Annotated in this window: 20 protein-coding genes; 12 read left to right on the top strand and 8 right to left on the bottom strand. The window is 70.3% G+C overall.

Annotated features, from left to right (window positions below):
- Nucleotides 1-90: 90 nt before the first annotated feature.
- Together EV683_RS09745 and EV683_RS09740 are read right to left on the bottom strand one after the other, a co-directional pair.
- Nucleotides 91-393 (bottom strand): DUF3861 domain-containing protein, encoded by a 303-nt coding sequence (locus tag EV683_RS09745; RefSeq protein ID WP_131862644.1) that lies wholly within the window; start codon nt 391-393, stop codon nt 91-93.
- 70 nt (nt 394-463) lie between these two features.
- Nucleotides 464-1,072 carry an FMN-dependent NADH-azoreductase gene (locus EV683_RS09740; RefSeq protein WP_131862643.1) on the bottom strand — a complete coding sequence of 203 codons (609 nt, stop codon included), beginning with the start codon at nt 1,070-1,072 and terminating at the stop codon, nt 464-466.
- Between the two features lie 124 nt (nt 1,073-1,196).
- Here EV683_RS09740 and EV683_RS09735 point away from each other — a divergent pair, with 124 nt between their 5' ends.
- The 4 genes from EV683_RS09735 to EV683_RS09720 all read left to right on the top strand — a co-directional run bounded on the left by EV683_RS09735 (nt 1,197) and on the right by EV683_RS09720 (nt 3,363).
- Nucleotides 1,197-2,120, top strand: coding sequence for a LysR substrate-binding domain-containing protein (locus EV683_RS09735; protein ID WP_066609511.1), 924 nt, complete (start codon nt 1,197-1,199; stop codon nt 2,118-2,120).
- Nucleotides 2,121-2,148: 28 nt separating this feature from the next.
- Complete coding sequence (locus EV683_RS09730) at nt 2,149-2,538, top strand: lysozyme inhibitor LprI family protein (RefSeq protein ID WP_207910441.1); 390 nt, start codon at nt 2,149-2,151, stop codon at nt 2,536-2,538.
- 63 nt (nt 2,539-2,601) lie between these two features.
- On the top strand, nt 2,602-2,892 hold the full coding sequence (locus EV683_RS09725) for a hypothetical protein (protein WP_066609509.1): 291 nt from the start codon (nt 2,602-2,604) through the stop codon (nt 2,890-2,892).
- 93 nt (nt 2,893-2,985) lie between these two features.
- On the top strand, nt 2,986-3,363 hold the full coding sequence (locus EV683_RS09720) for a hypothetical protein (RefSeq protein WP_066609508.1): 378 nt from the start codon (nt 2,986-2,988) through the stop codon (nt 3,361-3,363).
- A gap of 66 nt (nt 3,364-3,429) precedes the next feature.
- Here the strand turns inward: EV683_RS09720 and EV683_RS09715 are convergent, their stop codons facing one another.
- Nucleotides 3,430-4,716: a nucleoside recognition domain-containing protein gene (locus tag EV683_RS09715; RefSeq protein ID WP_243694744.1), complete on the bottom strand. Its 1,287-nt coding sequence runs from the start codon at nt 4,714-4,716 to the stop codon at nt 3,430-3,432.
- Between the two features lie 42 nt (nt 4,717-4,758).
- On the opposite strand from EV683_RS09715, the gene EV683_RS09710 reads away from it, so the two are divergent.
- The 8 genes from EV683_RS09710 to EV683_RS09675 all read left to right on the top strand — a co-directional run bounded on the left by EV683_RS09710 (nt 4,759) and on the right by EV683_RS09675 (nt 10,388).
- Nucleotides 4,759-5,712 carry a glycosyltransferase gene (locus EV683_RS09710; RefSeq protein WP_165916814.1) on the top strand — a complete coding sequence of 318 codons (954 nt, stop codon included), beginning with the start codon at nt 4,759-4,761 and terminating at the stop codon, nt 5,710-5,712.
- Nucleotides 5,655-6,005: a glycosyltransferase gene (locus EV683_RS09705; RefSeq protein WP_131862639.1), complete on the top strand. Its 351-nt coding sequence runs from the start codon at nt 5,655-5,657 to the stop codon at nt 6,003-6,005. Before EV683_RS09710 ends, EV683_RS09705 begins: the two co-directional genes overlap by 58 nt.
- A gap of 33 nt (nt 6,006-6,038) precedes the next feature.
- The gene (locus EV683_RS09700; protein ID WP_207910440.1) at nt 6,039-6,971 is read left to right on the top strand and encodes a diacylglycerol/lipid kinase family protein; all 933 of its coding nucleotides are present in this window, start codon (nt 6,039-6,041) and stop codon (nt 6,969-6,971) included.
- On the top strand, nt 6,968-7,792 hold the full coding sequence (locus EV683_RS09695; protein WP_131862637.1) for a metallophosphoesterase family protein: 825 nt from the start codon (nt 6,968-6,970) through the stop codon (nt 7,790-7,792). Before EV683_RS09700 ends, EV683_RS09695 begins: the two co-directional genes overlap by 4 nt.
- An 84-nt stretch (nt 7,793-7,876) precedes the next feature.
- Nucleotides 7,877-8,161, top strand: coding sequence for a TFIIB-type zinc ribbon-containing protein (locus tag EV683_RS14715; protein WP_131862636.1), 285 nt, complete (start codon nt 7,877-7,879; stop codon nt 8,159-8,161).
- A gap of 190 nt (nt 8,162-8,351) precedes the next feature.
- The gene (locus EV683_RS09685) at nt 8,352-9,080 is read left to right on the top strand and encodes a pseudouridine synthase (protein ID WP_131862635.1); all 729 of its coding nucleotides are present in this window, start codon (nt 8,352-8,354) and stop codon (nt 9,078-9,080) included.
- 10 nt (nt 9,081-9,090) lie between these two features.
- Nucleotides 9,091-10,041 (top strand): alpha/beta fold hydrolase, encoded by a 951-nt coding sequence (locus tag EV683_RS09680; protein WP_131862634.1) that lies wholly within the window; start codon nt 9,091-9,093, stop codon nt 10,039-10,041.
- Complete coding sequence (locus EV683_RS09675) at nt 10,041-10,388, top strand: YkgJ family cysteine cluster protein (protein ID WP_131862633.1); 348 nt, start codon at nt 10,041-10,043, stop codon at nt 10,386-10,388. The genes EV683_RS09680 and EV683_RS09675 overlap by 1 nt, the downstream gene beginning before the upstream one ends.
- Before the next feature lie 122 nt (nt 10,389-10,510).
- On the opposite strand, the gene EV683_RS09670 is transcribed toward EV683_RS09675, so the two are convergent.
- The 5 genes from EV683_RS09670 to EV683_RS09650 all read right to left on the bottom strand — a co-directional run bounded on the left by EV683_RS09670 (nt 10,511) and on the right by EV683_RS09650 (nt 16,434).
- Nucleotides 10,511-11,920, bottom strand: coding sequence for a DEAD/DEAH box helicase (locus EV683_RS09670; RefSeq protein WP_207910439.1), 1,410 nt, complete (start codon nt 11,918-11,920; stop codon nt 10,511-10,513).
- Between the two features lie 395 nt (nt 11,921-12,315).
- Nucleotides 12,316-13,254: an NAD(P)-dependent oxidoreductase gene (locus tag EV683_RS09665; RefSeq protein ID WP_269446748.1), complete on the bottom strand. Its 939-nt coding sequence runs from the start codon at nt 13,252-13,254 to the stop codon at nt 12,316-12,318.
- A gap of 36 nt (nt 13,255-13,290) precedes the next feature.
- Nucleotides 13,291-13,932 carry a TetR/AcrR family transcriptional regulator gene (locus tag EV683_RS09660; RefSeq protein WP_066609498.1) on the bottom strand — a complete coding sequence of 214 codons (642 nt, stop codon included), beginning with the start codon at nt 13,930-13,932 and terminating at the stop codon, nt 13,291-13,293.
- Nucleotides 13,929-14,810 (bottom strand): mechanosensitive ion channel domain-containing protein, encoded by an 882-nt coding sequence (locus EV683_RS09655; RefSeq protein WP_066609497.1) that lies wholly within the window; start codon nt 14,808-14,810, stop codon nt 13,929-13,931. The genes EV683_RS09660 and EV683_RS09655 overlap by 4 nt, the downstream gene beginning before the upstream one ends.
- A 13-nt stretch (nt 14,811-14,823) precedes the next feature.
- Nucleotides 14,824-16,434: a peptide chain release factor 3 gene (locus EV683_RS09650; RefSeq protein WP_066609496.1), complete on the bottom strand. Its 1,611-nt coding sequence runs from the start codon at nt 16,432-16,434 to the stop codon at nt 14,824-14,826.
- Nucleotides 16,435-16,579: the final 145 nt, after the last annotated feature.

Here is a 16,579-nt window from a genome sequence, read left to right as displayed (position 1 = left end):
TTCCAGAGCTTCTGGCTGACGACACTTCGCTTCATGCCGGCCAGATGGGGCTTCACACTGCCGGCATCAAGTAGGTTTTGTTAGCGACTCTCAGTCGTTTGACGCAGTCCGGGCGGCCGTCTTGAGGCCGCGCATGAAGTCGGCGAAGGCGCCGCCGGCAAGCGGCGCGAACAGCGGATGCGCGCGTTGCTCGATCAGCACCTCGCCGAACAGCTTGAGGCCGACGGCCAGCCGTGTCGTGGTGTCGTCGTCGAACAGCGCGGCGGTCTTCAGGCGCGCGGCGACGGCCAGCATGTCGTCGTGGCAGGGTGCGTCAAAGGCGAGGGCCTCGCCGTGGGGCAGACCGTCGGCGCCAAGCGGCGCGACGGTGATGCGGTACTGATGACGTTGCATCGGCAGTCTTTCCGTGGTGGTGTGCAACAAGGGAACGGGGGCGCGAGGCCCCCGTCTTCGTGCGCCGGCGTCAGATCGCCAGCTTGGCGATCGCGTCCTTGGCGGCCCAGATCGCGGTTTCGCGCTTGTCCTGGCCCATGTTCAGCGCTTCGGCGCGCACGAACTCGACGTCGGTGATGCCGAGGAAGCCCATCACGCTCTTCAGGTAGTCTTCCTGGAAGTCCATCAGGCGGCCCTGTTCGGTGCTGTACACGCCGCCGCGGGTCGAGGCGACGATGACCTTCTTGCCGCCGGCCAGGCCCTGCGGGCCGTTTTCGGTGTACTTGAAGGTGCGGCCGGCGGCGGCGACGCGGTCGATCCACGCCTTCAGTTGCGACGGAATCGAGAAGTTGTACATCGGCGCGCCGATCACGACCACGTCGGCGGCGAGGAATTCCTCGATCAGCGCGTCGCTGCGGGCGCGCTCGCTGCGTTGGTTGTCGTTCCACTCGGCTTCCGGCGCGAAGGCGGCGCCGAGGATCTCGCCCGACAGGTGCGGGATGGCGTCTGCGGCGACGTCGCGGTGCACCACGCCGGCGCCCGGGCGGCGCGCGCGGATCGCGTCGACCAGCGCCTGCGTCAGCTGGCGGGAAACGGAATTCTGGCCGAGGATGCTGGAGTCGATGTGCAGGATGTTCATGGTGTTGTCCTTTCGCGGTGGGCGGTGCAAGTCGTCTTGCGATGGGGTAACGATACGCGGCGGGACGAATGGGCACTAGACGGCTAAAATTGGAAACATTGTTCCACTGGCAGGACAATAAGCCGTGCAGGATCTGAACGATTTCTTCTATTTCGCCAAGGTGGTCGAGTGCGGCGGCTTCATGGCCGCCGGCCGCCGATTGGGCGTGCCCAAGTCGCGGCTGTCGCGGCGGGTGGCCGAACTCGAGGCGCGGCTCGGCGTGCGGCTTTTGCATCGCACCACGCGCAGGCTGGCGCTGACCGAGGTCGGCGAGAGCTTCTACCGCCACTGCGAGGCGATGTTGGCCGAGGCCGAGGCGGCCGAGGAGACGATCGCGCGCGTCACCGCCGAGCCGCGCGGCCCGGTGCGCGTCAGCTGTCCGGAGATGCTCGCCAAGACGCTGCTGGCGCCGCACCTGCCGCGCTTTCTCGCCGCCTACCCGCAGGTGCGGCTGCTGCTCGAGGTCACCGGCCGGCCGGTCGACCTGATCGAGGAGGGCATCGACGTCGCGATCCGCGTCAGAAGCCGCATCGACGACAGCGCCAGCCTGGTTGCGCGGCCCTTGGGCATCAGCCGCGTCGAGCTGGTCGCCAGCCCGGCGCTGGTCGCAACGCTCGGCCAACCGTCGAGTCCGGCCGAGCTGGCCGGCTGGCCGGCGCTGACGATGAGCCGGCCGGACGGGCGCGGCGAGTGGCGGCTGATCGACGCGGTCGGCCAGCTGTACACCGTGACGCTGGACGCGCCGCGTCTGAGCGGCGACGATCTGATGGTGCTGGCCGCCGCCGCGATCGCCGGCGTCGGCGCCGCCGCGCTGCCGACGCTGGTCTGTCACGAGGCGCTCGCCGACGGCCGGCTGGTGCGGCTGTTGCCCGGCTATGAAATCCCCGGCGGCATCCTGCACGCGGTCTACCCGGGGCGCCGCCACCTGGTGCCGGCGGTGCGCGCCTTCGTCGACTTTCTGACCGACGAGCTGGTGCCGCGCGACCATCCGGCCTACGCGCCGCTGTAAGACGGCGTGCGACAACGAGGAGAAGATGATGAAAACCGCGATCGCGGCCGTCCTGCTGGCCGGGCTCGGTCTCGCCGGCCACGCGGCCGCCGGGCCGTCCTACGGCAAGCCCTTCCACGCCTGCATGGAGCGCGCCGGCGGCGTGACGCAGGCGATGATCGAGTGCATCGGCGAGGAACTCGACCGCCAGGACGCGCGGCTCAACCGCGTCTACCGCGAACGCCTGTCCGAACTCGTGCCGGCGCGCCGCGCGCTGCTGCAGTCGGTGCAGCGGCAGTGGCTGCGCTACCGCGACGCCAACTGCGGTTTCTACTACGACCCGGACGGCGGCTCGATCGCGCGCGTGCTGGCGGCCGACTGCCGGCTGCGGATGACCGCCGAACGCGCCGACGAGCTGGACGCCCTCGGCCAGCGCTGAGGCTTTGCGCCCGGCGGCCCGGCTCTGCTAGCCTTGCCGCTTTTCGACCGGGACAAAGCAAAAATGAACTACGCCGACTTTTCCGCTTCGCTGCTGGCCGAGGCGCCGCCAGCCGGGCTGTCCGAGCCGCTGACCGCGCTGTGGCTGGTTGCGCGCGACCGCTGGCACGACGCGCACGAGACGGTGCGCGAGCTGACCCGGCCCGACTACGCCTGGGTGCACGCCTACCTGCACCGCGTCGAGGGCGTGATCTGGAACGCCGACTACTGGTACCGCACCGCCGGCCGCCGCCGGCCCGACTGCAGTCTCGAGGAGGAGTGGGAAGCGATCGCGCGCGAGCTGCTCGCGGCTTAACAGCTTTTAACCATCGCCGGCGCGCGGCAGAAATTTGGGCAATACCCGGCGGCTACAGTGGGGGCGTGTCCACCCCTCGTCGAGGAGAACCCCATGAAACTGCGCGCCGCCCTGATCGTTCCCCTCCTGTCGTTCGGCCTGATGAGCGCCGCCGCCCAGGCCTCGCCCCACCACGACGCGCGCTGGCAGGCTCGCCAGTTGGCCGAGCGCATCGACCACGGCGTGCGCACCGGCAAGCTGACGCCGCACGAGGCGCGCCGGCTCGACGCGCGACTGGACGCGCTGCAGCGCGAGCGCGTGCGCCTGTGGCGCGACGACGGCCGGCTCGACCGCTACGAGCGCGCCCGGCTCGACCGCGCCTACGAGGCGTTGGCGCGCGACATCTGGCGCCAGATGCACGACGGCGAGCGCCGCCGCGTCGATCACCGAGACTTCCATGACTATCGCGACCACGACGGCCGCTGGCGCTGACGCGGCGCTGCGACAAGGCTCGGCCGCGCCTGTGGGTTGGCCGAGCCTTTGTCCTTGCGTCCCGCCTCAGGCGAGGTGGCCGAAAAACAGGTAGGCGACCGCGACCGCCGCCACGAAGCCGACGAGGTCGGCGAACAGGCCGCAGCCGGCGGCGTAGCGCGTGTTCCGGACGTTGACCGCGCCGAAGTAGACCGCCAGCACGTAGAAGGTCGTCTCGCTGCTGCCCTGGATGATCGACACCAGTCGGCCGGCGAACGAGTCGGCGCCGGCGGTCTTCATCGTTTCTATCATCAGCGCGCGCGCGCCGCTGCCCGACAGCGACTTCATCACGCCGGTCGGCAGTGCGTCGACCCAGCGCGCGTCGTAGCCGGCGGCGAGTACCAGCGACTTGAGCGCGCCGATCGCCAGATCGAGCGCGCCGCTGGCGCGCAGCAGCGCGATCGCCGCCAGCATCGCGACCAGGTAGGGGATGATGCCGACCGCGACCTGGAAGCCCTCCTTGGCGCCCTCGACGAAGCTCTCGTAGACGTTGACCTTCTTGACGAGCGCCGCGACGACGATGCCGCCGACGATGAACAGCAAGAGGCCGTTGCTCAGCAGCGACGACTGAGCCTGCATTTGCTCGGGCGGCAGATGCAGGAACCACGCGGCCGCGCCGAGCACCAGCGCCGACAGGCCGCCCAGATAGGCGAGCACCACCGGGTCCCACAGTTTCAGGCGCTGGATCGCGCCGGTCAGCGCGACGCCGGACAGCGTCGCGACGTAGCTGGCCAAGAGCAGCGGGATGAACACGTCGGTCGGGTCGGCCGCGCCCAGCTGCGCGCGGTAGGCGAAGATCGTCACCGGGAACAGCGTCACCGCCGCGGTGTTGATGACGAGGAACAGCACCTGCGCGTCGGTCGCGGTGTCGGGCGTCGGGTTCAGCGTCTGCAACTCGCGCATCGCCTTCAGCCCCAGCGGCGTCGCCGCGTTGTCGAGGCCGAGCATGTTGGCCGAGATGTTCATCGTCATGCTGCCCAGCGCCGGGTGGCCGTCGGGCACGCCGGGGAACAGCCGGCGGAACAAGGGCGCGAGCGCGCGCGCCGCCAGCGCGACCAGGCCGCTTCGCTCGCCTATCTTCATGATGCCGAGCCACAGCGTCATCACGCCGGTGAGGCCGAGCGCGATCTCGAAGCCCGATTTGGCCGCGTCGAACAGCGCGCGCGTCATCTCGGCGAAGATCGCGGTGTGGCCGAGCGCGAAGGCCTGGAAGAGGGCGGCGGCCAGACCGGTCAGGACGAAGCCGGCCCACAGGACGTTGAGCAGCATAGCGATGCGTTCGTTGAGGTTGTCGATGGCATGTGCGGGGGCCATGATAGCAAAGCCGGCCCGAACACGGCCGGCAAGGAGGGCGCGATGCGTTTCGTGTTGGCGACGCTGGGCTCGGCCGGCGACGTGTTTCCCATGGTAGCGCTCGGCCGCGGCCTGGCGGCGCGCGGACACGCGGTCTGGCTGCTGGTCAACGGCCACTTCGAGGCGATCGTCCGCGGCGAGGGCCTCGGTTTCCTGCCGCTGGGCAGCGCCGCCGATTACGAGGCGGCGATGCGCGACCCGCGGCTGTGGGACGCGCGGCGTGGCTTCGAATTCGTCGTCGAGGGCGGCATGCTGCCGGCGCTGCCGGCGGCGTGGGACGCGCTGGCGGCGTTCGACCCGGCCGATACCGTGCTGGTTGCCTCGGGCCTGGTGTTCGCCGCGCGCGTCGCGCAGGAGGCGCGCGGTTTCCGGCTCGCTACCGTCCACCTGCAGCCGTCGATGTTCCGCAGCGTGCACGACACGCCGGTCTACGACCAGCTGCCGCTCGGGCCACGCACGCCGCGCTGGCTCAAGCGCCTCGCCTTCGCCGCGCTCGACGCGCTGTTGATCGACCGGCTGATCGCGCCGACGCTGAACGCCTTCCGCGCCCGCCAGGGCCTGTCCTCGCCGGTGAAGTCGGTGTTCGGCGGCTGGATGCATTCGCCCGAGCTGGTGCTCGGCCTCTTTCCCGACTGGTTCGCCGCGCCGCAGCCGGACTGGCCGGCCGCGACGCGGCTGACCGGTTTCGTCCGCTACGACGCTGCCGCCATGACGCCGCCCGACGCGGCGCTCGAGGCCTTCCTCGCCGCCGGCCCCGCGCCGCTGGCCTTCACCGCCGGCAGCGCGATGCGCCAGGGCGGCGACTTCTTCCGCGCCGCGGTCGCCGCGTGCGCGCGGCTTGGCTGGCGCGGCCTCTTGCTTAGCGGCGAGCCGGACGCGCTGCCGCCCTTGCCGATACCGTGTTCGCGGTACGCTACGCGCCGTTCTCGACGCTGTTTCCGCGCTGCGCGGCGGTAGTCCACCACGGCGGCGTCGGCACCGCCGCGCAGGCGCTGGCCGCCGGCGTGCCGCAGCTGGTCACGCCGATGACGCACGACCAGCCCGACAACGCGTCGCGGCTGGCGCGGCTCGGCGTCGCCGCCAGCCTGCCGTTCTCCGCCGTGACCGCCGGGGTGCTGGCCGAGGCGCTGAGCGGGCTGCTGGCCCGGCCGACGTTGGCCGAGCGCTGCCGCGATTGCGCGCGCCGTGTCGACTTCGACGCGGGCCTGGCTTGCGCGCTGGACGCGATCGAGGCGCTGGCGGCGTGTTAGGCTGTCGGCATGAACGCCGCCGGAGCTTCCGCCTTGCCCTCCGCCCCCGTCGACCGCTACTTCGTCGTGATGAACCGCGCCTCCGGCGACGGGGACGGCGACGCCGCGCGCCGCGCGCTCGAGGCGGCGTGCGCCGCATCCGGCCGCGCCTGCCGCTTCTTCGTCGCCGCCAGGCCGCGCGCGCTCGAACGCATGGCGCTGGCCGCGCTGGCCGCCGCGCGGCGCGAGGGTGGCGCGGTGGTCGCCGCCGGCGGCGACGGCACGGTCAACACGGTGGCCGCCGCGCTGCTCGACAGCGGCGTGCCGCTCGGCGTGATCCCGCTGGGCACCTTCAACTACTTCGCGCGGCAACACGGCATCCCGCTCGACGCCGCCGGCGCGGCGCGCGCGCTCGTCGACGGCCGCGCGCGGCCGGTGCAGCTGGGTCTCGTCAACGGACGTCCCTATCTGAACAACGCGAGCTTCGGCCTCTACTCGACGCTGATCGAGGCGCGCGAACGCCACAAGGGCCGGCTCGGCCGCAGCCGCGCGGTCGCCTTCCTGTCGGGCCTCTACACGCTGCTGCGCGAGCACCGCAGCCTGCGCGTCGAGATGGTGGTCGACGGCGCGCCGCGCCGTTGCCGCACCGCGATGGTGTTCTTCGGCAACAACCCGCTGCAACTGGCCGACCTGAACCTGCCCGAGGCCGAGTGCGTCGCCGACGGCCGGCTCGCGGCGATGGTGATGCGGCCGCTGACGCGCTGGGACCGCGTCAAGCTGTTGACGCGCGGCGCGCTCGGCCGGCTGGCCGACGACGAGAACCTGCAACACTTCTGCGCCCGAACGGTCGAGGTGCGCGGCCACGCCGGGCGGGTCAAGGTCGCGATCGACGGCGAGGTGCTGCGGCTGGCGATGCCGCTGCGCTTCTCGGTGCGACGCGACGCGCTGACCCTGCTGGCGCCGCCCGACGGCGGGGGCGCGCCGTGACGACGTTGCTGCACCTGTCGGACACCCACTTCGGTGTCGAGCGGCCCGAGGTCGTCGACGCGTTCTTGCGCTGGGCCTCGGCCAACCCGCCGATCGACGTGCTGGTGCTGTCGGGCGACCTCACGCAGCGCGCGCGCCGCGACGAGTTCGAGCGCGCGCGCGCGCTCGTCGCGTGCCTCGCGCCGCGCGCCTGCGTCGCGGTGCCCGGCAACCACGACCTGCCGCTGTTCAAGCCGGTCGAGCGGCTGCTCGCGCCCTACGGCGAGTTCGAGCGCGCCTTCGGCGCGGCGCGTGCGCCGTGCTTGATCGACGACGCGCTCGCGGTATTCGGCGTCGACAGCACGGTGCCGCTGCGGCACCGGAACGGTCGCGTCGGCCGCGCGGCGCGCGCGGCGTTGCTCGCCGCGCTCGCGGCCGCGCCGGCCGGCGCGCTGAAGGTCGTCGTCGCCCATCACCCGGTCGACTGCCTGCTCGATAGCGACCACGCGAACCTGATGCACGGCGCGCACGAGCTGGTGCGCGAGGGCGTCGCCGCCGGCGCGCGGCTCTTCCTCGGCGGCCACATCCATCACCCGTTCATCCGGCCGTTGGCCGCGCGGCACGGCGAGCCGGCCGGCGACGCCTGGGTGATGCAGGCCGGCACCGCGGTGTCGCGACGGCTGCGCGCCGGGCAGGGCAATTCCTTCAACCGCCTGGTGCTCGAGCCGGTCGTGGAGGGCACCCGGCGTGTGGCCCTCGAGCGCTGGGACTATCGCGACGAAGGCGCCGGCTTTGTGCTCGCCGAGCGGCACGAGCCGGGCTGGACCTTGGCCCGAGCCTGAGGAACCCCGGGCCGCGCGCCGGGTCTTTATCCGCACCGTCGCCGTGGGCGATGGCCCACCCAAGCACCTCAAGGAGACTGCCGAATGCACTGCCCCGTCTGCAAGGACACCACGCTGGTGATGAGCGAACGCCAGGGGGTCGAGATCGATTACTGCCCGCGATGCCGCGGCGTGTGGCTGGACCGCGGCGAGCTCGACAAGATCGTCGCGCGCGCGGTGCGCGACCTGGAGCCCGCCGCGGCGCCGGGCCCGTCGCCGGCCCAGGGCTACGGTGGCCAGCCACCGCAATACGGTCAGCCGCCGCAGCACGCGCAGCGGCCGTACCCGCCCAAGCGCAAGAAGAGTTTCTGGGAAGAGCTGTTCGATTGAACGCCGGGGCGACGTGGGCGCGATGAAGCGCCGGCTCGCCCGCCTTCGCGCCGCGCCCGCGAACCCGCCGCCGTGCGGGTTTTTTCTCGTCCGCCGCGTGGCAAAGGTTGGCCGCGCCGCCGGCATTTCTTACAATACGGCGTCGATTTTCCGCGGGCGGCGCTGGCCGCCCGGTTTTGTTTGGAGTCCCATGGAACCCGTCCGTTTGTCCAAAAGGTTGGCCGAGCTCGGCCTGTGTTCGCGCCGCGAGGCCGACAGCTATATCGAACGGGGCTGGGTGAAGGTCGACGGCGAAGTCGCCGTGCTCGGCCAAAAGGTCGCGCCGGGCCAGCGCATCGACCTCGACCCGCGCGCGCGCGAAACGCAGAGCCAGCGCGTGACCATCCTGCTGAACAAGCCGGTCGGCTACGTGTCCGGCCAGGCCGAGGGCGGCTACCAGCCGGCGGTGGTGCTGGTCACGCCGCAAAACCACTGGAAGGGCGACAAGAGCGGCATCCGCTTCTCGCGCGACCACCTCAAGGGCCTCGCGCCGGCCGGCCGGCTCGACATCGATTCGGTGGGGCTGTTGATCCTGACCCAGGATGGCCGCGTCGCCAAGCACATCATCGGCGAGACCAGCGAGGTCGAGAAGGAGTACCTGGTGCGCGTCGAGGGCAAGCTGTCCGAAGACGGCTTGCGCCTGCTCAACCACGGTTTGAGCCTCGACGGCGAAAAACTCAAGCCGGCCAAGGTGAGCTGGCAGAACCAGGACCAGCTGCGCTTCGTGCTGCAGGAAGGCAAGAAGCGCCAGATCCGCCGCATGTGCGAGCAGGTCGGCCTGAAGGTGGTCGGCCTCAAGCGCATCCGCATCGGTCGCGTCAAGCTGTCCGACCTGCCGGCGGGCCAGTGGCGCTACCTGGCGCCGGGCGAGCGGATCTGACGGGGGTGACATGCGGGCGCTGACGAAACGATGCGCGGCCCTCGCCGTCGCGCTGGGGCTGCTCGGCGGCCTCGCCGCCTGCTCGCCGGCGTCGCTGCACGCGCGCTGGGTCGCGTCGGCCGCGCGCGCCGAAGGCTTCGAGGCCCGCGAGCTGGCGCTGCCCGAGGGGCGGCTGGTCTACCACGAGGCCGGCCGCGGCGAGCCGCTGATGCTGCTGCACGGCTTCGGCGGCAACGGCCTGGTCACCTGGAAGGGGCAGGCGACGGCGCTGGCGCGCCAGCACCGCGTGCTGGTGCCCGACCTCTTGTGGTTCGGCGCCAGCCACGCGCGCCGCGCGCCCAGCCTCGACGCCCAGGCCGACGCGATCGCCGAGCTGATCGAGTCGCGCGGCCTGGCCGGCGTGCGCCTGGTCGGCGTGTCCTACGGCGGCCTCGTCGCGATGGAGGTCGGCCGCCGGCTGCCGGGCCGCGTCGCGCAGCTGGTGATCATCAACGCGCCGGGCGCGGGCTTCGGCGACGCCGAGCTCGCCGCCATGCTCGCGCGTGCCGGCGCACCGAGCGCCGAGGCGCTGTTCGTGCCGGCCGGCGCGCGCGAGCTGGAGCGGGTGATGCGCGTGGTGTTCGACCGGCCGCGCCCGGCGTCCGATTTCGTGCTCGACGACGTGCGCCGTCACTATTTCGCCGGCCGCGAGGCCGAGCTGACCGCGCTGATGCGCGAGCTGGTCGCGTCGCGCGGGCGTTATCTGGCGCGGCTCGACGCGGCGGCGCTGCCGCCGATCGCGCTGATCTGGAGCCGCAAGGACAAGGTGTTCCCGCTCGAAGTCGGCGAGCGTTTCGCCGCACGCTACCGCGCGCCGCTGATGGTGGCCGACGAAGGCGGCCACAACCTGCCGGTCGAGAAGCCCGAGGCGACGCTGAAGCTGATCGAGGCAGCGCTCGCGCCGCCGGCAGGGGGCGAGTGATGCAAGACGCTCGCAAGCCGCTGTCGGCCTGTCTGTCCTGCGGCGCCTGCTGCGCCGCCTTCCGCGTCACCTTCCACCGCTCCGAATTGTCGAGCGAGGGCGGCTGCGTGCCCGACGGCCTGGCCGACGCGGAAACGGCCAGCCTGATGCGACTGAAAGGCACCGACTACGCCCGGCCGCGTTGCCGCGCGCTGGTCGGCGTCATCGGCGAGGCGGTGCACTGCGGCATCTACAAGGAGCGCCCGTCGCCGTGCCGCGAATTCGCGCCGCGCTCGGCGATCGGCGTGTACGACGACGCCTGCAACCGCGCGCGCGCGCAGCACGGCCTGCCGCCGCTGGCGCTGTAAGGCCGCCGCTGCGCGCTCGTCCAGCTTGGCCGGGCCCTCGCCGCGACCGTGCCGGGCGAGGGCTGTCCGGCACGAAAAAAGCCACCCTGGGGTGGCTTTTTTCATTCCTGCTCGGGAACGGCTCAGTCGCGGTTGCCGTAACCCTGGCCGTCGCGACGGCCGTAGCCGCCGCCGTTGCCGCGCGGGCCACCTTCGCGACGACCGTAGCCGTCGCCGCCGTTGCCGCCTTCGCGGCGACCGTAGCCACCGTTGCCGCCTTCGCGACGGCCATAACCGCCGCCGTTGCCGTTGCTGCCGTAGGACTTGTTGCCGTAACCGCCGCCGCTGCCGTAGCGACGGCCGTTGCCGCCGCCACCGCCGCCGTTGCGGCGCGGCGCGCCTTTCTGGATGCGGCGGGTCGGCTCGAGGCCCTCGATCACGCCCTCGGTCAGGGTGCGCTTCAGGTATTGCTCGATGCGGCGCACCTTGTGGTATTCGCGGGTGTCGGCCAGCGTGATCGCGGTGCCGTCGCGGCCGGCACGGCCGGTGCGGCCAATGCGGTGCACGTAGTCCTCGGCCTGTTTCGGCAGGTCGAAGTTCACGACGTGGGTGATGGTCGGCACGTCGATGCCGCGCGCGGCGACGTCGGTGGCGACCAGGATGCGCACGCGGCCGCGACGCAGGTCGTTCAGCGTGCGGTTGCGCCACGATTGCGGCATGTCGCCGTGCAGGCAGGCGGCCGCGTAGCCCATGTCGGACAGCTTGTCGGCGATTTCCTCGGTGCTGACCTTGGTCGCGGTGAACACGACGGCCTGGTCGAAGCCCGAATCCTTGAGGATCGCGTCGAGCAGGCGCTCCTTGTGCCGCATGTCGTCGGCGTACATCAGGTGTTCGGTGATGTTGCCGCCGCTTTCCTGGCGCGCGATCTCGATGCGCTCCGGGTTACGGGTCAGTTCGCGGGCCAGGCGGCCGACGTTGCCGTCCAGCGTGGCCGAGAACAGCAGCGTCTGGCGGCTTTCCGGGGTCGCGGCGACGATGGTCTCGATGTCTTCGATGAAGCCCATGTCGAGCATGCGGTCGGCTTCGTCGAGCACCAGCATCTCGAGGCGCGAGAAGTCGATGCGGCCCTGGCGCATGTGGTCCATCAGGCGGCCCGGGGTGGCGACGATGAGGTCGACCGGGCGCGACAGCGCGCGGGTCTGGAAGCCGAACGGCTGGCCGCCGACCAGGCAGGCGGTACGCATCCAGCGCATGCCGGCTGCGTAGGTTTGCGCGTTTTTCTCGATCTGCTGCGCCAGTTCGCGGGTCGGGGTCAGCACCAGGATGCGCGGGCCCTTGCCCGGCTTGTCGGTGCGTTCGGACAGCTTGGCCAGCGCCGGCAGCAGGAAGGAGGCGGTCTTGCCGCTGCCGGTCTGCGCCGACACCAGCAGGTCGGCGCCCTTGAGCGCGGCCGGGATCGACTGGGCCTGGACCTCGGTCGGGGTGGTGTAGCCGACTTCGTCAAGGGCGCGGGTGATGACGGCGGGCAAGCCCAGTTCGCTAAATTGCAGCATGTATTTTCCTTTGATTGCCGGAGTGACGGCAAAGGTTGGCCGAGCCCTGTGGACGATACAAGGCTGTCCGGAAGACCCGAGGGCCCGGACCAAACAGGAGGGTCGGCGCGTTCTGGATGCGGTCGTTGCGCATCCGATACTCATCGGCACCTACCTGTTAATCGAGCCGCGATGCGTGTTCTGCAAAGGAAAACGGCGAAAGACGAGGCAAAAGCGAGGTGGGGGACGATGAAACATGGTGCGCCTGCCGATGCGGCAAGCGCGAAGTGGCGAGACTATAAGGCAAAACCCGGGCCGGCGCAAGCGCTTTGCCGGATTGCCGCGCGAAATCGCCGGCTTAAGCGGCGAAGTTCGCGGGAAGGGGGAGGCGGCGGGGCGGCCGCCCCGCCCGGCGGTCAGCGCGCCGGCCGCTGGTAGAGTTCGATCACGCTAGCGAGGTCGCGATCCCGGTTGCCCTGTTCGGCGAACACACGCATCAACTGGTTGGCCAAGCCCGCCAGCGGCGTGCCGCCGCCGACCTCGCGCGCGAGTTTGACGGCGTTGTCGAGGTCTTTGAGCAGCGTCGCGACCTTCCACTGCACCGGCTCGAAAGTTTTCGTCGCCATCCGCGGCGACAGGATCTGGAACGGCTTGGAGTCGGCGAAGCCGCCGGCGAGCGCCGGCGCGAGCTGGCTGGCGTCGACGCCGCTCTTCTCGGCCAACGTCACCGCCTCGGCGATCAGCATCGCGTTGGCGGCGACGATCAGCTGGTTGCAGACCTTGGTCACCTGGCCGGCGCCGACGCCGCCCATGCGCGTCAGCCGCTGCGACAGCGGCGCGGCGAGCGGCCGCAGCCGCTCGACGTCCTCGTCGCGGCCGCCGGCCATGATGACCAGCGTGCCGTTCTCGGCGCCGGCGGTGCCGCCCGAGACCGGCGCGTCGACCCAGCGCATGCCGCAGGCGGCTTCGAGCCGCGCGGCGAAGTCGCGCGTCGCCGCCGGCTCGATGCTGGAAAAGTCGACCAGCAGCTTGCCGGCCGCGCCGTGCGCGGCGACGCCGTGCTCGCCGAACACCACCGCCTCGACGGCGGCGGTGTCGGACACGCAGCTCATCACCACGTCGACGCGCTCGACCAGCTCGCCGAGGCTGGCGGCGAGGTGGGCGCCGGCGGCGACGAGGTCGGCGCACTTGTCGGGCGAACGGTTCCAGACGGTGACGTCGAAACCGGCTTCGATCAGGCGGCGGGTCATCGGCTGGCCCATCAGGCCGAGGCCGACGAATCCGATTTTGTCCATGGCTGTCTCTTCTCGTGTTGTTTTATCCGGACCCGCAAGGATAAGCGCCCGGCGGCGCAAAAACAAAGCGGCGCCGTCGCCGGCGACGAGGGGCTATCAGGCCGTGCGCTCCAGCAGCGCGTTGAAAACGGGCTGGAAGTCCGGCTGTACGTAGGGCTTGAGCAGCGTGAGCACCTGGCGCACGCCGCGCCGGCTGTAGGCCGCGCCGCTCCGGTCGTGCGGGTGCGCGGCCTCCTCGAAGGCGAACCAGAACTTCACCACCAGCCAGATGTTGAGCATCACCGGCTCGATGTCGGCGTCGTCGATGCGCAGCAGACCGAGGCGGACGAATTCGCGGAAGTGGCCGAACAGCAGGGCGCGGAAGGTCGAATTGACGAACTCCAGATAGTCCTGCTGCAGCTGCGGGTTGCGCGCCAGCAGGCCCGGCTGGTCGTGGAACAGGAAGCGGTAACGCCACATCACGTCGAAGGCGGTGTCGAGGAAGGCGCCCAGGTCGGCGGCCGTCAGCGCCCGGTCGACCGGCATCGCCAGCCGTTCGGTGAGGCAGTCGCGGTACTGGCAGAAAATCTGGTAGACGATTTCTTCCTTGTTGCGGAAGTGATAGTAGAGATTGCCGGGGCTGATGCCCAGGTGCGCCGCGATGTGGTTGGTGGTGACGTTGCGCTCGCCGTGCTCGTTGAACAGCGCGAGGCTCTCGCGGACGATGCGCTCGAAGGTCTTGCCGCGCGGTTTGCTCATGACGGCTTGACCTCGGCGGTGGCGCGCGCCGGCAGCGCCGCGTCGCAGTCGGGGAAGGCTTGTTGCATCAGGCGGTGCAGGATGGCCTGCTCGACGCGGTTGCGTTCGTTGGCGGGGATGGCGACGCGCAGCATCAGCTGGTAGCGTTTGTCGTCGACCGGCAGGAAGGCGATGCGCGGCTGGACCGACGGCGTGTCGACCAGATGGCGCGCCTCGATGTGCAGCATGTGGCGCTCGGCGGCCGCCAGGTGGGGCGCGCACACCTCGTTGGCGATCGCCAGCAGCATCGCCTCCATCCGGTTCGGGTTGTGCTCGTAGGACAGCGGCACGGTGATCACGTGCACGACGATGTCGCCCATGAAATTTTCGCGGATCACCGGCGCGGTCAGCAGCAGGCTGTTGGGCAGCGACACCGCGCGGCCGGTGATGAAATGCGCGTCGTGGCGCGGGCCGATTTCCATGATCGTCGTCGAGAACAGGTTGATGTCGACGACGCGACCGCGGTGGCCGCCGATCTCGATGTGGTCGCCGACCGAGAACGCGTTGCTCATCGTGCGCAGGAAGGCGCCGCCCAGGCACATGATCAGCTCCTTGGTCGCCAGCACCAGCGCGGCGGCGAAGGCGACCACCGAGACCGCGAAGGTCTCGATCTCCTTGGCCCAGATGCCGGCGACGCCGAGCACGCCGACCAGTACCAGCGCGTTGCGCGCGTTGATCGACCAGCGCCGGCGCGCGTCGATCGGCACGCGCGGGTTGGCGGCGATCGCGCGCGCGATCGCGATGCGGGCGACCACCAGCAGGAGGATCAGCCCGCCGGTGCGGCCGAGGTCGACCGCGTACTCGCGCGCGATCTCGGCGATCCAGCCGAAGGCGTTCATCGCGACGTCGTCCTCAGTCGTTCAGCTTGACCGCGTGCTCGCGGGTCTCGTGGAACACGATCGCCGGCCAGCGCTCCTGCGTCAGTTGCAGGTTGACGCGGTTCGGCGCGAGGTAGGCGAGGTTGCCGCCGGCGTCGATCGCCAGGTTGTTCATGTTCGCCTTTTCGAATTCGTCGAGCTTCTTGCGCTCGTCGCACGACACCCAGCGCGCGCTCCAGATGCTGGCCGACTCGAAGATCGCGTCGACGCCGTACTCGGCGGCCAGGCGGCTGGCGACCACCTCGAACTGCAGCACGCCGACCGCGCCGAGGATCAGGTCGCCGCCGTTGTGCGGCTTGAACACCTGCACCGCGCCTTCCTCGCCGAGCTGCTGCAGGCCTTTTTGCAGCTGCTTGAGTTTCAGCGGGTTCTTGATGCGCACCGAGCGGAACAGTTCCGGCGCGAAGAAGGGGATGCCGGTGAAGGCGAGCTGCTCGCCCTCGCTGAACGAGTCGCCGATCTGGATGTTGCCGTGGTTGGGGATGCCGATGATGTCGCCGGCGAACGCCTCCTCGACGATCTCGCGGTCGTGCGACATGAAGGTCACCACGCTGGAGGCGGCGATGTCACGATTGAGGCGCAGGTGCTTCATCTTCATGCCGCGCTCGAAGCGGCCCGAGCAGACGCGCATGAAGGCGATGCGGTCGCGGTGTTTCGGGTCCATGTTCGCCTGGATCTTGAACACGAAGCCGGAGAAGGCTTCCTCGTTCGGGTCGACCGCGCGCACGGTGGCGTCGCGCGGCATCGGCGCCGGCGCCCAGTCGATCAGCGCGTTGAGGATCTCGCGCACGCCGAAGTTGTTGATCGCCGAGCCGAAGAACACCGGCGTCAGCGTGCCGGCGAGGAATTCTTCGAGCACGAAGGGGTGCGAGGCGCCCTGCACCAGTTCGATCTCCATCCGCAGCTGTTCCATCTCGAGCGGGAACAGTTCGTCCAGGCGCGGGTTGTCGATGCCCTTGATCACCTCGACGTCGAGCGACACCTTCTCGGTGCCGGCCTCGAACAAAAGCACCTCGTCGCGCAGCATGTGGTAGACGCCGCGGAAGGTCTTGCCCATGCCGATCGGCCAGGTCACCGGCGCGCAGCGGATCTTCAGTACGTTCTCGACCTCGTCGAGCAATTCGAGCGAATCGCGCACCTCGCGGTCGTACTTGTTCATGAAGGTGACGATAGGCGTGTTGCGCAGGCGGCAGACGTTGAGCAGCTTGATGGTCTGCTCCTCGACGCCCTTGGCCGCGTCGATCACCATCAGCGCCGAGTCGACCGCGGTCAGCACGCGGTAGGTGTCTTCCGAGAAGTCCTGGTGGCCCGGGGTGTCCAGGAGGTTCACGGTGTGGTCGCGGTAGTCGAACTGCATGACCGACGACGCGACCGAGATGCCGCGCTGCTTCTCGATCTCCATCCAGTCCGAGGTCGCGAACTTGCCGGTCTTCTTGCCCTTCACCGTGCCGGCCATCTGGATCGCGCCCGAGAACAGCAGCAGTTTCTCGGTCAGCGTGGTTTTACCGGCGTCGGGGTGGGAGATGATGGCGAAGGTGCGGCGGCGCGCCACTTCGTCGTTGATGCGGGCAAGTTCGGCGGACATGGTGGTGAAGCTCGGGGTCAAAAGAGGGGAATTGTACCCAAGTTTGCCGCGCTCCGGCACGGCCCGCGCCGTCCCGGGCGTTGGCCGAGCCCACCGCGGCGCGCGGATTTCGCTATCATTGCTCTTTTCCGCACCGCATACCCGA

This window comes from Crenobacter luteus, from assembly GCF_004345725.1.
GTDB lineage: Bacteria > Pseudomonadota > Gammaproteobacteria > Burkholderiales > Chromobacteriaceae > Crenobacter > Crenobacter luteus.
The sequence above is the reverse complement of the archived record's forward strand: the minus strand, read 5'-3'. Positions and strand labels throughout refer to the sequence as shown.

Coding starts and splice junctions, on each gene's coding strand:
- EV683_RS09745 (WP_131862644.1), bottom strand. CDS start 393: ATGCAACGTCATCAGTACCGCATCACCGTCGCGCCGCTTGGCGCCGAC.
- EV683_RS09740 (WP_131862643.1), bottom strand. CDS start 1,072: ATGAACATCCTGCACATCGACTCCAGCATCCTCGGCCAGAATTCCGTT.
- EV683_RS09730 (WP_207910441.1), top strand. CDS start 2,149: ATGAAAACCGCGATCGCGGCCGTCCTGCTGGCCGGGCTCGGTCTCGCC.
- EV683_RS09725 (WP_066609509.1), top strand. CDS start 2,602: ATGAACTACGCCGACTTTTCCGCTTCGCTGCTGGCCGAGGCGCCGCCA.
- EV683_RS09720 (WP_066609508.1), top strand. CDS start 2,986: ATGAAACTGCGCGCCGCCCTGATCGTTCCCCTCCTGTCGTTCGGCCTG.
- EV683_RS09715 (WP_243694744.1), bottom strand. CDS start 4,716: ATGGCCCCCGCACATGCCATCGACAACCTCAACGAACGCATCGCTATG.
- EV683_RS09710 (WP_165916814.1), top strand. CDS start 4,759: ATGCGTTTCGTGTTGGCGACGCTGGGCTCGGCCGGCGACGTGTTTCCC.
- EV683_RS14715 (WP_131862636.1), top strand. CDS start 7,877: ATGCACTGCCCCGTCTGCAAGGACACCACGCTGGTGATGAGCGAACGC.
- EV683_RS09685 (WP_131862635.1), top strand. CDS start 8,352: ATGGAACCCGTCCGTTTGTCCAAAAGGTTGGCCGAGCTCGGCCTGTGT.
- EV683_RS09680 (WP_131862634.1), top strand. CDS start 9,091: ATGCGGGCGCTGACGAAACGATGCGCGGCCCTCGCCGTCGCGCTGGGG.
- EV683_RS09675 (WP_131862633.1), top strand. CDS start 10,041: ATGCAAGACGCTCGCAAGCCGCTGTCGGCCTGTCTGTCCTGCGGCGCC.
- EV683_RS09670 (WP_207910439.1), bottom strand. CDS start 11,920: ATGCTGCAATTTAGCGAACTGGGCTTGCCCGCCGTCATCACCCGCGCC.
- EV683_RS09660 (WP_066609498.1), bottom strand. CDS start 13,932: ATGAGCAAACCGCGCGGCAAGACCTTCGAGCGCATCGTCCGCGAGAGC.
- EV683_RS09655 (WP_066609497.1), bottom strand. CDS start 14,810: ATGAACGCCTTCGGCTGGATCGCCGAGATCGCGCGCGAGTACGCGGTC.
- EV683_RS09650 (WP_066609496.1), bottom strand. CDS start 16,434: ATGTCCGCCGAACTTGCCCGCATCAACGACGAAGTGGCGCGCCGCCGC.